Source organism: Maribellus mangrovi (genome assembly GCF_037646455.1).
Classification (GTDB): domain Bacteria; phylum Bacteroidota; class Bacteroidia; order Bacteroidales; family Prolixibacteraceae; genus Draconibacterium; species Draconibacterium mangrovi_A.
Map to the genome: position 1 here is coordinate 685,006 of NZ_JBBIXN010000002.1, position 16,859 is coordinate 701,864.

The 16,859-nt window shown below is 42.6% G+C and carries 7 protein-coding genes; all 7 read right to left on the minus strand.

Annotation, left to right across the window (positions count from 1 at the left end; translation table 11 throughout):
• Positions 1–172: 172 nt before the first annotated feature.
• The 7 genes from WFY05_RS10935 to WFY05_RS10965 all read right to left on the minus strand — a co-directional run bounded on the left by WFY05_RS10935 (position 173) and on the right by WFY05_RS10965 (position 16,851).
• The gene (locus WFY05_RS10935) at positions 173–1,438 is read right to left on the minus strand and encodes a glucuronyl esterase domain-containing protein (RefSeq protein ID WP_340112881.1); all 1,266 of its coding nucleotides are present in this window, start codon (positions 1,436–1,438) and stop codon (positions 173–175) included.
• Between the two features lie 126 nt (positions 1,439–1,564).
• Complete coding sequence (locus WFY05_RS10940; RefSeq protein WP_340112882.1) at positions 1,565–2,887, minus strand: ATP-binding protein; 1,323 nt, start codon at positions 2,885–2,887, stop codon at positions 1,565–1,567.
• A gap of 61 nt (positions 2,888–2,948) precedes the next feature.
• A complete protein-coding gene (locus tag WFY05_RS10945) occupies positions 2,949–4,982 on the minus strand; it encodes an eCIS core domain-containing protein (RefSeq protein WP_340112883.1) in 2,034 nt (677 codons plus the stop codon).
• 4 nt (positions 4,983–4,986) lie between these two features.
• Entirely contained in the window at positions 4,987–6,510 is a 1,524-nt protein-coding gene (locus WFY05_RS10950) for a contractile injection system tape measure protein (protein WP_340112884.1), read from the minus strand.
• 2 nt (positions 6,511–6,512) lie between these two features.
• Complete coding sequence (locus WFY05_RS10955) at positions 6,513–10,781, minus strand: PKD domain-containing protein (RefSeq protein ID WP_340112885.1); 4,269 nt, start codon at positions 10,779–10,781, stop codon at positions 6,513–6,515.
• 11 nt (positions 10,782–10,792) lie between these two features.
• A complete protein-coding gene (locus WFY05_RS10960) occupies positions 10,793–13,552 on the minus strand; it encodes a baseplate wedge protein (RefSeq protein WP_340112886.1) in 2,760 nt (919 codons plus the stop codon).
• Positions 13,540–16,851: a baseplate J/gp47 family protein gene (locus tag WFY05_RS10965; RefSeq protein WP_340112887.1), complete on the minus strand. Its 3,312-nt coding sequence runs from the start codon at positions 16,849–16,851 to the stop codon at positions 13,540–13,542. The genes WFY05_RS10960 and WFY05_RS10965 overlap by 13 nt, the downstream gene beginning before the upstream one ends.
• Positions 16,852–16,859: the final 8 nt, after the last annotated feature.

Consider the following 16,859-nt stretch of genomic DNA (forward strand, 5'->3'; position numbering starts at 1 on the left):
TTGAAAGTCACCGAAAATCAATAGCAAATTACGGTTCTAATATTCAGACTCACCCTGATTGTGCCTTTGACACAATCGTTCCTCTCTACGCGTAGGGAGGAATCGAGAGAGAGTTTTCAGAAAGTTTTCTACTCTAAATTTTGTTGATCATTCCCGAAGAATCCAGAAAATTTTATTGAATATAGATCTGTGCCCAGTTGATGTATTGCTTCCAGTCAAACGCGGTAACATCGTGTCCGCCACTGCGTATATGATAAGCCACCGTGTTTAGGATGGGTTTGTTTACGGGGGGCTGAACATCCTCCGGAATCCCCTCTATTCCATAAAGTTTGTACACCGGTCCGGCATAATAAGCCGCCAGAAACTCTCCTTTTGGATCGGCCCACTGATCTTCCTCGGCACTGGCCACATAAACCGGACGAGGAGCAATTAATGCAATCAGTTCATGTTGATCGACTATAAGCTTTTTTTCGTCGTGGTTGAAATTCTTAAAATTATCGCAAAACCAGTAAGGGAAACTTCGGTTGATGCGCCAGATGGTTTCGCCAAATTCGCGTTTAAACAAGGCTGCACCTCCACAACCCGAATCATTGGAAATAACACCTGCAAACCTCTGGTCACTGGCTCCAGCCCACAGGGCAGTTTTCCCTAAGCGGGAGTGCCCGAAAACAACGACTTTCGACTCATCCACATCATCATCACCCTCAAAATAATCGAGTGCCCGACTTAAGCCCCAGGCCCATGCTGCGATCGATCCCCACTCGTCATCAGCAGGCTGAAGCTGATCATCGATATAAAACAGGCTTTGAACTCCGTCGGTCATATCGTTTTTATCTGGATCGATCTCGCCATAATAAATCGTGGCAAAACCAAAACCTGCAGCCAGCATTTCCCGAATGGCCCAGCGATCGGTTCGAACTCCTCTTGATTGTTCAGTCAGTTGATGATTGACTATCCCTAAGGAAGGATTATTGGCTACCCAGGCCGTAGAAATCAGAATATTGGCATCCTCGCATACCGTGTGATTTCCTAAAAAGTTATAACCTAAAAATACCGGTACTTTCTCATTCGATTTGGGCAGGTATATGAGAATGGTAAAATGAAGTGTCCGGCTGTTTTTTTCAAAAGTCAACTCAACCTGTTTGCGAATGGCTTTTCCTCCGAGTGCATTTTCACTCTCTTCCAGAATGTCATACCCACTGATTTTCAATTTGTCCGGAATCTTTCCGTAAATATTCTCAGCAAAATAATCCAGCAATTCAGGTCGTCTTTTCTTCTCCCAATTCTTTACATTTCTGATCTTTTTCCCTGAAAATGTTTTGAGCGGATTGGGCAATTTGAATTGCGGAACCTTGGCCTCATCGTAATTTGGTTCCCATTGTGCCGAGGCAGTTGTGATAATTACAGAAAATAACAGCAGAATAACAGTACGTATCATTGCATCCCCCTTTGCGTATACTGTGAATTTAAGGTTTTAATCGCACTTCCCAAAATTACAACATCACCATACATGACGGGAATGCAATCGCTCAGCAGAGCTTATGCAATTAACGCCAAATAGTGCTTACCTACTTTTTCGTATCATTTTTCCTTCCTTCCTGAATTCTCGTTCAATGCCTTTTAGCAGGTCGCTTCCGGCTATTGTTTTGTTGTTTTGTTCGAGGGTTTGAAGGCCAGCATAATGAATAACATTGACAATATTGGCACCACTTAATTCATAATTTCTGGCCAGGTCTTTTATACTGATCTTTTTATCGAGGCTAATGTCTTTCGGCAGGTAATTCTCCCACAGTTGCAATCGCTCTGTCGCTCCCGGATTTTCGAATTCCACAAAAGAATTAAAGCGGCGGGTGAATGACGGATCGATATTGGCCTTCATGTTGGTAGCCAGAATAACCAGGCCTGCATGTGCTTCAATCCGTTGCAGCAAATACGAAACCTCCTGATTGGCATATTTATCGTGTGCATCGCGGACATTGGTGCGCTTACCAAAAATCGAGTCGGCCTCGTCGAAAAACAGGATCCAGTCTTTATTGGCAGCTTTATCAAAAAGCTTCGACAGATTTTTCTCGGTCTCGCCGATGTATTTCGAAACCACCAGCGACAGATCGATCCGAAATACATCCCGACCAGTGTATTTACCGAGCAAACAGGCGGTCATGGTTTTTCCGGTTCCGGGAGGACCATGAAACAAAACCCGGTATCCGGGCTTTATTTTCCCATGCATTTTCCAGTCTTCGATCAGTTGAGCGTTGTGTTTTAGCCAAACCTCAATTTCCCTGATCTCTTCCATGGTTTTACCAGCCAAAACCAGGTCATTCCATTCCAAATCGGTAGTGATCAACTGCGCCGGAAAATCGCCGCTTAGTTTTGGGCGCGAGATCTTTCCCGAAGAAAACAGGTCGACATATTCATCATCGAGAACCAGCCGGCCGCTCATTTTGGGTTCGCCATGCGGCACCGGTTCAATGTACAAAACACTTTTGCGTGCAAACAGGTGATCATCTTCGAACATTGCCGAGAGCTTCACTCTTTTATCCAGATCGCGTCCCGCCAGAATATAAAGCAAGGTTTCGCCGGTGGGCAATATTCCGCGGTGGTTCTTACCTTTTACTCCGCCAAACTCGGGGAAGTCGCCTCCGTTGGGGAGGTATTCTGCAATTATATTATTGAAGAATTCGGGAGATACATGTGGAACTAAGGCAATTAACAGCATAAGCATCTCGACCTGTGACAGTTGATATTCAATCAAAAACTCATGTAATTCAGAGTTAATTCCTTTTGATATATTCCATTCTGGGAAATCACTCTCTTCTGCCTTTAAGTGACTGTTGAGCCTATACTCAATTACACTTTTCAAAAAATCCAGTTCCTTTATTACAACCATAAATTCTGAGTTCAAGCTTTTAATTATTCCGACTAACTCCCTTCTAGAATCTAATAGGCCTTTAAACTTTAAAAGTAATTAATTGGAAAGCTCTTCTTATTTGTGCAGGGGTAACTAGTCCCGGATGAAGAGCTGCCCATGGATTTGAAGTCTGGGCTCCGCTTGCCGACACCGCCGTAACAGAATATTCATGAGCAGGAACAAGAACCAATCCTTGTCCTAAACAAAGTGTTGCAAAGGTTCCGGTAATCAATACTCCACTTCGGGACGATGCATCTATCAATGCCTGTTCCCAATCGGAATAATCTGCCTTGTTGCTAATAATTGGCCTGCCTTCAGCATAACCAAGCGGATCAAGAATAACGAAATTTGCAATGTAGTTCCTAATCTGCCCCCATGGAATCCACGAAGTGACAATTCCGTCTAAACCTCTAAAGCGCAGACCATTCGTTTCATTAGCTCCCTCAAGAATAAATGATCTGCTATAAATTGTATCCAGATTGGCGTAGGTTCCGGTTGTGATTATTGTATCGTTATCAACCAAACTGTTCATTGTGCTTAACATTAATGAGATATTCGCTATTGAAAAACTGGAGTAGTTGTAAATGTGACGTGGAATCTCACCGGTTAGCACCATAATTGGCAAGGCAGAAAAACCTCCCTCCATACGACTTAATCCTCCACAAACAGCGGCATAAGCTCTTTCTATTGCCCAAGGCCAAACAATACGTTTTGTCCACCAAACGTTAATAGTATCTCCATCTTGCAATTGTGACTCATAGCCATTTTCGATTAAAAGTTGTCTGGCATCTGCATCCGACATCACTTCGTTTTTCTCTCTGAGTTCAACACCTCTTGGATCATATCCTCTACCTAATGAAACCCTAATTCGTGAATTGGCATCAACTATTGCCTGTCCCCCAACTATTTGTGGCCGGTAAAACTCAACTGAATACCCAGATTCGGTTTCATTTACAGCGTTGGTTAACTGCGTTCTGCCCCCTCCACGTGCAGCCATACCTTGCAACGTTGCAAGTAAATAGCAATCACCTATGGCATTCTGGATTACATCGGCCAATTCGGGTTGAGGATCAAACAACTCATGTGTTGTCAAATCAATATTCCATTCGCGCGGGCCGCTCTCTTCTGGTTGAGTAATTTGTTCGCTGTCGGTAAGAGTTTGGCTTGCGGCTAAACTACGATCGTTAACATCAATAATCCGCTGTCCTTCTTCACGATGGCTTGAACGGTTGTGCAATCGTTGAAAAGATCGAACTTGTCGTCCTGTATTTTTTTGCCCCTGTGCAACCCCCGGATGATTTCCCGGATATACATACATGTCCCAAAACGTTCCTAAATCCGCGCCAGCATTTGTATTTGTAAATTGTATAGCATTACTCATCACAGATTTGCTATCTTGAATATTGTTTAGAAGATTCTCTGCTGATTTTCCACGCACAACAAGATTAGCCACCGCATCGGCATGTTGTTCATACGAATCACCGGGTTTTCCGACACCTGATTTAAGGCTCACCCCTTTTCGTTGTTGAACTACGTGTGCTGCTTCGTGAGCTGCCGTATGAAGAGTCGGTGATCCACGAAATGCAACTTTGTTACCTGAAGCATAAGCCAATGAACCCATTTTACGGTTTGCATTTCGCGAGTTGGAGTCCCTGTAAGATTGTATACCCGATATATCATGTTTCCCGAAAGATGTTTGAATTTGATGGAAAAAAGGATAAGCTACCGGACTTCCCAGAAAACCTGTACGCGCGGTTTGTTGTATCTTATTGATCGTATGAGCTCCTTGCATTTTTGGCTGAACCATTTCTTCCTCTTCCTCCATTGGTTGCGTCTGTATCATTTCCTCCTCCTCTTCCTGCATCTGAAGATTTCCGGTTCTTTGTGTTTGAACCGGTTCTTCCTCTTCTTCTGGCTGCATTTGAATAGACATCTCACTGTCTGTAATTTCCTTTCGACTGTTATATGCATGGTCAGCCGAAGCAAAAAATGAATCAGCTTTTACATTTGAAAAAAAAGGAGTACGGTTATCACTACTTTTTACCGCATCTTGCTTTGCTGCATTTGTTTTCATACGATTACCATTCAACAATTATTAATTCCTTCTTCCACGGCAGTTTAATAATGGAAATGTTCCATTGCAATTTTTCCAACAGGATATCCTGTGTTTTTCGTTCTATGATCAGCTTAAAATTCCGATCTTTTTGAATGAGTTTACCATTTCGCTGCACAAACATCTCCCGTAATCCATCGGGCGAAGTATTTTTTAAGGCCGGCCACTTTTTTATGAGTTCGCCGAGCATATTATCCGCTTCCTTTTTAATGGATTCATTCAACAGACTCGAGGCAGGTAGTGTTGTCTGAAGCGGCACCTCACACAAAAATTTTTCCAAAACCATGTCGCCTTCAAAATACTGATCATTTCCTGTAGAACAATAATGAAGTGCCTGCACGGCTTTTAGGCGATCATGATCCTTTATGTTACCGGCTTCATCGAGCCAGTTAAATTGCTGAAAAAACAATTTCAAAAAGGGGTGAAAAAGAACCTGTCCTGCATTTTGAACGGCAATATCGCCGGCGTCTTTCTCAAAAAACAGCGGTTCTTTTTCTGTTGTAAAACTATTTTCGTTTGAATTAATGGTTGAATTTTTTTCAGTTTTACCCCCTTTTTGTTTTGTTACCCCCTTTTCCGTGAGTCGATTCCGGTCCCGCTGTGTTAATAAATCCGAAACTTTCTCACTATCTTTTTTCGCAAGCAAAAATCTTGTGTCTCGAGAAATTTTTTTAAGCGTATCTCCAAGCAGATGAATTTGTTCGTCTATCGATTTTTCGGAATAATTCTCTGATAAATATGCAGCGTAAAAACATATCAAATCCGGCTTCCATTTTAATGCAGATTGTTGCATTCCTATTTTCAATAAAACGGATATAAATTGACTTCTGAGAGAAGCACCCAGACTTTCGACAAAAGTGTTCCACCCGGGATCAAGAGTCAAGTCATAAGCCTCAAATGAGTTAATGAACTGCATGATGTTTCTAACCGGAAGTTGCAACACAAACCTTTCCAAAACCGTTTCATCCGATTTCAGAAGCTGTTTTACTTCGCTTACAAAACGCTCCTGTTGAAGACCTTTTGTCCATTCCTTTTCTGAAAGCAATTGATCAATATCTGATTTTTGCCCATACCACGGTAAATGTCCTTTCTTCAGAAAAAACAAGAATATGCTTTGCAGATTCTGCTCGCCGGAAATTTTATTGACTTGATGGTATTCTGAAATGCCGTTCGAACCTTTATTCTCACCGTTTACCGGGTAACGTTTTATAATGGCTGCGATGGCCATTTCTTGCTTCAACTGATTTTTAATTTCTATTCGCAAGGCATCGGGATTATCCCAGTTATGCAGCGAAATATCCAGATCGATCTGTTCAAAACGCAAAATGTTATCATCGGCTCCCACATCATTAAACAATTGTTCCAGCCCCGGAAAAACCTGGTCGTTCAAAAACGAACTGATGTGGTCTTTTAACCAGTAGGCTTCCTTCTCGCTTATCGCATCGATATCGAGAAAAACCTTGTCAATGATATGTCGGTCGGCATTCAAGATCAGATAAATTTATTTTCGATGATCACTTTCATATGATCGGCCAGGAGTAGCATGTCGGCAACCTTTGTGGCATAAACCTCCACAAACTTTTTCATGGTATCGCTAAAGATGATTTGCATTCCCTGCAACTTTTTCAACATACCCAGTATCTGGCTCAATATGCTGCCAATGAGTTCACTAAACTTCTCAATCACCTCATTATCCTGACATCCCAAAATGTTGTAGAAGAGTTGCAATTGCAATTCAAGTAATGTCAATGCCTGTTTCTGCAGTTCCGGATTATTGGCCAGCTCCATGACCATGCCCGAGGTGTCATTCATAAGACCCGGGAACATTTTTTCCAATTCGGCGTTGGCATCGCCTTTTAAGAACTCATCGATACGGTCGAGAACTCCTTTATTAAAATCGCTGGTACCACCATAAATACTTCGGGTCTGCATCAGAATATTTGCCAATACTCCTTTTGTATCCGGCTTAATGCCTGACAAAATTTTAGCATCGCTGATTATTGCAGCTTTTGTTTCTTCAAGACAGGTATTCACCTGTGTTTCCTCAATGTACTTTGTTGTTACCGATGTGCTCATCCGATCAGCCGGACACACATCTGCGCCTCTTGCCACCAAGGTAATTCTCCATTCTGTAGGATCTTCGGGCCGGATACTGATCGTTATCGGCTCAAGATTTGTGGTTGTCTGCGGAGAACCATTTATGGTCCATTCAAACGTCGAGGCATTTTTGGATTCGTTGGTGATCACAAGAATATTTTGATTTTCAAGCTGTTTTGGCGTACAAGCCGCTTCAGGTGCTGCATGAACAGTAACAGACAATCCTGAATCTTCACCGTTCAATAAAATTTTGTTGCTTCCCGGTTTGGCAGCCGCCGGAATAAAGCTAAATCCTCCAGCATTATTTGCAATTACTCCATCGCCCGATATCTCAACTTTAGCTCCTTCGGGTGTCACTTTAAACGAATATTCCGTTTTATCGTTGGCACAGAATGTATCGGTATCAAGATTAATCTCCGGCTGTATTTCAGCAAAAATAATATCGTGCTCAACAGTTGTTTTGCAAATGCCGTTAGCTGCAGTAGCTGTTAATCGCAGCGTAACTTTGTTCTCGTCGTTAACCGGCAATTTATAAGTGTGCGAAGGATTTTGTGCAGTAGCTGTTGCTCCATCACCAAACTCCCAGAAAAAGCCGGTTCCTTCCAAATCGCCGGTTGGCACAAAACGATGAGTTGCCTCCGTCGTTGGTTCGGCCGGAACTTCAAAATCAACCTGAATTCCCTGGTAAACCGTCAATACCGCATCGGTTACCTGATTGTCAACGGTAAAATGAATCGCCTGTCCTAACATTTCTTCCGGGAAATTATCGGCCACGATACTTATTTTGCCATCTGCAATGCTCACTCCCGAAACCTCGGGATTCATTCCAATTTCTCCGTCGGCAGGCGAAACTTCGTAAAGTATCGGATCGGTATCTGTCAGCAGGCAATACCTGTCGCGCGAAAGTCGTAATGTTGCCGGCGGTTTTGAAATAATGTAATTGATCGGTGCACAATCAGAGCAACACATGTAAGGCAAAGCAAAATCGGCCACTACCGTATTGTCAGCAATTTGCGTAGTTGGGATCAAGCGGTCGAGCACATTAATTTCTTTTAAACGGGATGTATAATCCTCGTATTTAATCAATTCAGTAGCGCTTTTCAAAACCGTTGATCGCTCCGATAAAGACAGCTTCTCCAGATTCATTATTTTATCGGAGATCATTGCCTTCGAAGCCATCAACTCCTCGGCTGCAATTGATGATCTTGAAAGTACAGCGTCGGAAAATACATTGGTAACATCGCGTGTTGTTTCGCTGTTTTTATAAACCAGAACCAGCGTTCCGCCCGGCTCAACACCGGCTTTGTGCTCCAGCCCGGGATGTTGCTCTATAAATTTCGAAAGTTGCAAACGCAGTAAGATCTGCTCTTTGCGCGCATTTACCTCGTCGAGCAAAACTTCCAGTTTTTTACCCGAACAACAAACAGTTGATAACTGGTTGATCAGCAACCCCGTGAACGACTGCAGTCCAACCGACAGTTTCGTAGTTTGGTATCTCGCTTTTAATTTTTTTACAAGACTGCACAACTGAGTTAACGACAGTTTATAATCGTTTACCCGGCTTACATCAACCAGGTTAACCGCTACCGGCATTCGCTGAGTGAGCACATAAGTGTGCGCCATCAGTTCCACCGATCTATCCACCACAAATTCTTTTAAATCGGGCTCGGCATTCCATTCTTCGGTATCAACCTTATCAGCTAACTTTTTGCTGGCATTGGCAATAATATCGTTTACCGATCCACCTTTGGTCTCTTCAATCGCCTTGATCATTTCCACGCCAATGGTATCTTCTACAGTTGTGATATTCTCTTCAACTGCCTTACCTTTGTCGGCCTCTTCATACAAGGTTCTTGAAGCCGTTCCGATCGTCGATTTGTAATAAACAGGTTGATAAGTCCTGGCGGCTGTATAATTCACATCAAAATTCGTATTGAGCTCCATTGGCCTTTTCAAATCAAGTTCAGCTTCCTTAACATTTGCCCCGGGAATCTTGGTACTGAAAGCCGAAAAGAAACTCGCCACCTCGGCAAGAATGCAGTCCTGCTCTTTTGTCCACGCTTTCAGCATCACTTTCAAATCCTCGAATTCACACTCGTAATCATCAATGTCGAGATTATCCGTTCTGAGATTGACTGATAGTGCTTTTACATCGAAGGAAAGTCCGTACTTTTTTTTCTGATCGTCGAGGTCTTCCAGCACGTCGCGGTAATCTTTCCCCTGGTGACCTTCGATCCGGTAAAAATCGGAGGTATCCATGTTGTAGCTCAGCGGATCCTGAACCTGCGGCGCTGATGCCAGATTCTCAATCCGGTATCCCAAATTGAAATTGTATTTAAATAATTTCGTTTTTGAATAGCTCCAGGCCTTCAAAAAACTGGTATCGAGCTTATAATAAAATGGAATGCTTCGCTGGCTCAATTCATGCAATTTGTTCGAAGGCGTTATCCTAATATCTCCACCCGGTTTGAAGTTGTAATTGTTGATCAATTCAAACAGTTTTAGCAAAAGACTTCTGGCTTTTGCAATCTCTTTACAATCGCAGCCCGAGGCCGGCGAAGGATAAAAATCATGACGCAAATCTTTAGGTTCGCTAATAACTTCCGATAGCAATCCCAGCATCAAATGTTTTGGGAAAGCAGTAATATCGGGCAAACAAAGCTGTTTGAGCTGAAGCAGCAAATCTTTTAATTCGTTGTAAGTATCCACCAGATCTTTCAGCAGATCGTAACGGTACTGAATATCGAAAGGCACACCATACGGACTGAAGGCATAATAACTGTTCAGTTTTGAAAGCGTAGAACTCAGCGAAGTTTTGGAAATACTGACTTGCAACAATTTGCCAAAGTTTTTTACGATCAAACTTATCCCCTGTCCAAGTTGCGAAACCGTATTGTTTTTGCTTAATGTGCTGCCTTTTATTGCATCGTAATAAGCCCGTTTTAATTCTTCGTATTTCGAGGTATTGATTTGATTGAGTACCACCCGTTTCACTGCAGGTTCGGGCAGATTAAAGTATTGTTCGAAGCGGTCGTGGTTGGTATAAATCACATCGTTGGAAGCGATAAATTCGGCATCGGCTTTTGAGACCAGCAACACCCGCAAACGATTGATCTGGGCAACTCCCTGGTTGTCGCAATCGATGGCTGTGCACAGATCGCTGGCATCGGCAAATGACTCAAGATAGAGCAACACTACCATATTATTCAAATCAGGCAGTTCGCTCAATGACGTTACATCTTCAACCTGTGTATCCGCAGGATAAAGCTCATACAGATCAAGCACTTCGAAGCCCATGTCATCACCACCGGAAAGTTTTCGAAAACGTTCATACGAAGCAGCATCGTCCTTAAATTTCTTGTACATGGAATACGTCAACGAACCGGTGACAATATTCTTCAATGGCGATTTCTCAATGGCCTTTTGTAGTTGAATCAAATCGCCGTCAGTAGTTACACCAACACCTTGCGAAATGGTAATATTCGCCCCACTCTTGCTGACCTTGAATCCGCAAACCAGTCCAACGCCATTCAGGAAAACCCGCGTCAAACGATCCTGGTCGTCAAAATAAGTTATAAACTCATTCAACTGGGTTTCGGTCAATACCTGGTTATCGACGAAAGTATGATACTTGGTTGTGATTTCTGTTAATTTCGATGCCATCACTTCTGTAATTAAAGGTTTCCAATATTTGTTCGGCCCAGAATCATCCGGCCTTCCAACGAATCTTCTTCATCATCGCAATCGATCAACCGGCCTGCGGGGTAAATCGAATTCAGTTGTTCGAGCGATTCTATTAGCTTTTTCAATTTAGTCTTCACCTGTTTCTGCCCCGATTTTGTTTTCGAAAGCAGACAATCTTTGTATGCTTTTTCAAACTGAACCATGTCGTTTTTATCGTCATCTACCCAGCCTTTTGGTTCTCCAATCCAGCAAACGCGTGCCAGCACATGAGCGGGTAATTCCCTGCGGATCAAGTCTTCCATAAAGTTTCTGAAATCCATATTTCCAAAACGGTATGTCCAGCCGGGTAAAATCACAGTAACGCGGTACGAATACGGATCGATAGGTTCGCAGCTTTCGCAATTATCGGTACACACCGACATAAACTCATCTTTTAATCCCTCGTCTGCAGTCACATCGGGACGCAGCAGAATGTGTTCAACAATGTACATTCCCTCCTCTTTAAAATCTTCGCGCAGGAACCGGATCAGGTCAAGAATAGCCTGTTTTACTTCTTCCTGGGTGTCGTAGTAAAGAAATTGCCGCGCAATAATCCGGTCGGTGCTGTCGGGATCGGCATTCAGATTGATCACGTCAAACGAATACTTTCCACTCTCCGCTTTTTGAATTTCGAAATTTCCAACCTCGGCCTCATCGTTAATAGTAAGCTGAAATCCCTCTTTTATGACTTCAGGATCAGTTTCCACCACTTTAACGATCGACTGATACATTTCTTCGCGGGCAAAACGGGGCGCATTGTAATTTACCGTTGCCGAAAGTACAGCCTCGCCTTCATCGTTCCTGATCCGCCAGCGGTAAACGGTTTTTTCGTCCGAATCTTTCAGCTCATAAATCTCGGCATACGAACCTGACAGATTGCGCCGGCAAAAATCCTGAACGCCGCACAAACGAGCTATTCGTTTTTGAGCACCGGCCACATTTTTTGTATCCCAAAGTTGAGTAGGTTCCTGGTCGAAATAATTGAACGCACTTCCACGCCAGTTACTGATGCCTTTGTTTACAATTTCTTTTTTTTCACCGTTTTCTTTCACAATCTCGCCGTATTCCGAAAGAAAAGTTTGCTTGGCATTTACCACGGCTTGTCCGGCGTAATTCCCGTACAGTTGTTTCATTAAAAATGAATACTGGGTGAAGTTTTCGGCAAAGCGTGCCAGCAAATGATCGAGCAATTGATTTTTGCGGGGAATATTTTCATCGAGATCTGCCAACAGGTTTTTGGTCAGGAGTTCATCATCTGATTCCGGGTAATCTTCTACCAAATCGGCAAATCCTTTAATGTCTTTTACAGCCTGTGTAAAATACGTACTACTCAAACTGTTATCCACCGAAAGCAATTCTTTTACTTTATCGAGATGGGCAAAGTAGCTGGCAAAAATCTGATCGAAAAACAAAAGGTAAGCTTTTAACTGCTTCGCCTGCGCTTTTCGTGTAACTGTGGCTCTTGAATTCAAACCCACCTGCCCAATTCCATAAGTCTCCGGAAAATCGTTCTGAATGGTAGTTGTTTCGCCGGTTCCAAAATACTCGCCTTCAGGAACGGGAATATCTTTATCCAACGCTGAAAGTTCCTGTCGGTCGCCTTCTTCGGTATCCAGTTCAGCCATGTATTCTTTTACTCTTTTGCTGTTTACGTTTACCGGCAACACGCCTTTGTAGTAGCTGAAGGCACTCAGGTGGCAGCGAACGGGTTTCTTGCCCTCATCCACACAAACCAGCCAAACATCTTTTTCTTCCTCGGGATTATTGCAATCATTTATCGAGATGTCTTTGATGAGTTTTACCCCATCAATTTTCATGATCAGTTTAACAATGTCGGACAGGCGAATTTCTTTTCGCAGGCTGGCCTTTTCAAGTTCTTCAGGATCGATAAAACCATGCCCAAGAACCGGTCCTTCAAAAATCTGGTCGCTTGAATACCCTTTGTCAAACATTTGTTGTAACGAATAAAACCAGAGCTTTGGTGAAAAATAGGCATCGATGGCGCGTAAAACCTGCGCATGAACTTTTTCTTCATCCACCTCGGGATCAAGTTCTATGCTGGCACACACCTGAATCGCATGCGTTTCCACTTTTTCTACCTTCACCAGATCCTCGCAAAGGTTACGGTTGGCATGGTAAGTAGTAATTATTTTCTGATCAATTTCTTCAATTTTGGCATCCTCATTATCCGCTTTTTCAAGAACGCGTTCGTCGTAATCCACAATAATTTTGTACAATCCATTTATTATGAACTGCTTCTGTTCCTCTTTATCAAGGGCCTCAAAATCTTTTGGATCGTAGCTCAGTAAGTCATTTTTACAATCCACATGAACTGTCTTTTCAAATTTTTGCAGCCAGCAATTTTTAACGCCGTCAATATCTATGAATAACTTCCTGTAATCGTCTTCTGTTATCGGTTTTGAAGGCAAAATCTGTTTGGCATCAAAAAACTGATCGTTTAGCGATCCCGGGCCGGAAGGAGTTAAAATATTTTCGAGCGGCATTGAAATGCGCGCACCGAGATCGGTAATGGCATAGCTTAGCATTTCGAGGATGGTGATACCCGGATCGTGCTCGTTGTAATCGGTCCAGATATTTCCGGCGAGCTTTTCGATGTATTCCTGTCCTTTTTGGCGCAGGAAAGCATAATCCAGGTCGTCGCCTGTTGCCACCTTTTTAGGAATGGTAATATGTTCGTTTAACTCTGACATGGTTCTGCGGGTTCGATTTTGACGTTTGAACAATTATTTTCGACATCGTAAACTCCGTGCATTTTCGATGATACCAAAATGGCTTCGGGACTGTTCGGACTTGCGATTTTCACCTCCGTTTCCTTGCCCGTGGCGGCATCGGTTTGAAACAGTTTTAAATCGCTGACAAAGTCCACATATTTTAGTTTTTCGACGTAATCGATAACAATACTTTTGTGCAACGAAAGGCCAAACTGAATAAGTGCTTTGCTGTCGAAAGCCCAGGGCGAAAGCAGGCGCGTCAGATCTTCTTTTAGTACTGATTTGTAATAAACCTCGTCGTATCCCTCATGAAATTGTACCTTCAGATCGACACGTACTTCCTCGTATTCCGGATTGATCACTTTCGTACTGATCAATGGAGAGTTTAATTTCCGGATAAAATTCTCAATACGATTCAGTGTTGCCTTGCTCACCCTGGGTTTATAGATGTCGAATACATTTCGGTTAACGATATCGGGAATCACTACCAGCAACACATTTCCGGGCGCCAGGTAGCTTGTTTTTCGTTTTTCATTTTCAACTTTTGTTGAAGTATGATTCAGGCACTTTACTTTATGAATTTCAGGAAATTCCTGAAGTACCAGATGCTCGTAATCCCACAAAGTAATGGCCCGGTTTTTATGTCGCAATCGCTCACTAACACGGCGATAAAAAGCTGAATCACTTTCCGTTGGCTGGCCTCCAAAAGAACTGTAAGGTTGCGAAAGCGACTTAATTCTTGGCGGCCTTACTACCATCTTCGAAATGGTGTTAGAGGACAATCCGTCGTTCAGATGATCCAGCTTGTTATTATTGTTTTCAAATTTGGCTTCTACTGCCTGTGCATGAATTCCAATAACTTTTGAAACAGCATTATATTTTTTGTGAATCCTGGCTCTCAGCCACATCATTCCGTCGGGAAGCAAAGTGTTGTCACTGGTAGCTTCTTTAGGAATTTTGAACTTAAATATGCCCGATTTTAGTAGGTTATCGGTTTGGTTGGAAATAATGGAAGAACGTTCCAGGCGTTTCCATTCGTTGCTGCACAACATCCACCACTCTACTTTTTGTTTGCCCACAAACGATTCTGCTTCCGGATTTTCACTGCCTTCGAGCACCTGTACCAGCAGCGATACATTTTGTTGTGGCTGTGCATTTTCAAGCCCTATGTAAAGTTCTCCGCCATTACAATAAGTGGGGACTGCATGCTGTATTTTTGCTTCGTCTCCGTGCAAAATCTTATTGGCAATTTTTTGCTCAATATCTTCCAAAGCCTGACCAAAAGGATGTTCGTGGTACAGTTCAAAATCTTTAACCTCATAGGTATCTTCGTCAGGTTTTAGTTTCGCTGAAGCATAATAATCCAGCGTTAGTTTTTCGATAAACGGTGTGTAAGGTTCATTGGGAACAATTACGCTTTTATCCTCATTACTCATGGCCAACGCATACAAGCGCGGATACATATCATGCAGAAATGGTGTATTTAATGAAAGTCGAACCGGACCAACATTTTCATTTTCTGCATCGGGATTTGACAAATCAAACGAAAAATAAAAGATTTGCTCCACCGGTTCATCAAACAGCGAAACCTCTTTCAACTCGCTTTGTACGGTCCAAACCTCTTGCTGATTCAGTTCTACAGCTGCAGTAAAGTACGAGTTGTTTTTAACGATAAGCGTTTTGGTCAGAAAATTGAATTGAGATATATTTCCCAATCCAGAAAAATTAAATTGCCCCGAAACTGCGTTCAATTGCACATTTGGAAAGGTTGCGCTATCTGAAGTTTCATCACCTGAATCAGAAGAGGAATCAATTTCCGGAATATCGTAAATACCGGTTATATAATTCTTTCCGGAAAAACGTGCCAACTTATTTTGACGATATGCATAATACCAGTCTTTAAAGTCATCCGGCGTATTTTTCCATTCAACATTAATGTTCAGTTTGTTCCATTTCTTTTTGTACAACTCGGCATAATCTACATAAAACTTCGATTTTTTTACCGGCTGTGTGCCAAACGGATAAAAGGGTTTTGCGGCATTTATTGCACCAATATCGTTGTAAAGGGTCAGGTTCTCTACACCAACCGCTGCCACATCTATCGAGAGTTCATTCAGTTTTTTATCGACCAGATCGCGGTAGAGTTCGTGCCCCGTTTCATTGCTTGTGTTGATGAGTACTCGGCAAACCGGAAATTCTGTATCGAAATTCTCGGCATGTATTTTTTTATCGTAAGCTACAACAGCTTTCTCGTCTTTTGGAATTTTGAAAAGGATATGAATCAAACTCAAATCGCTTGCATTAGATCCGGATGAAAAATCAGCACCGATTGCATTGTTTTTGAACGTTTCGATGATTTCTGCGGAATTTAGCCAGCCTTTTTCGCCAGTACACAGAATTTCAAGATTGGCTTTCAAATCATCAAACGAATACGATTTTGAAAGTGCCGTGTCGAAATCGAGTGTCAGTTGTACAAAGCGCTCTCCTTCCTGCAGTTCAAGAATTTCGCCTGCAACCGCAAAACCAATTTTGGCATCAGGCAATTCAGGGTATTCGCGCAAATCTGGCTCATTCGTTTCCGGCGGAACTTCGTAGTAGGCAAACGGCCACCATTTTACACTTTTATCCGGGAAATCGGCACCGGCGCCATCGTATGAATTGGCAACATCGGCAGCTTTTATTTTTTGGTACTCGTGATCGTTGTAAACGCTTTTTAGTGCCGCCACTTTGGCCTGATTGGCTACCAGGTCTTCCTCTGTTTTATAAATGAGTTTTTTACCGTTTGCGTCTTTCCCGGCATCCAAAGCTGTAGATTCGGATATGATTTCCGATTCCGCGTTTTTGGCCAGTTCAAATAAAACATGAACGGTATCGGGAGTTGCCGCTTGTTTTTCGAGTTTCAGTACCTTTTTATAGTAAAAATTGAGGTGTCGCTTTGTTAAACGGTTAAAATGTTTTTTCGTGGTATCAAGCAGTTTAATAAACGTAATGAACAAAGCCAGGTGTGGTGTGATTTCCGAACCGTTTTCGAGCTCTTCCAAAAAACTTGTCAATTCATCTTTTGCGATAAAAAAGTCCTGCCAGTTACCGGCCGGAACCTGGTCGTTTTTGGTATCGAAATAGTTGACGTGATCCGCAAAATCCCAGGCAAATTTCATCCACTCTTCCAGCCCAAAATCGTTCAGTTTTACCCATGCCGGATCGAGCGCCTCAATAAACCGCGATTGTTGTTCGGCTCCCTCACGAGGTAGTAATATGTCTTTTCCGCAATTTGCCATTTAAGTTT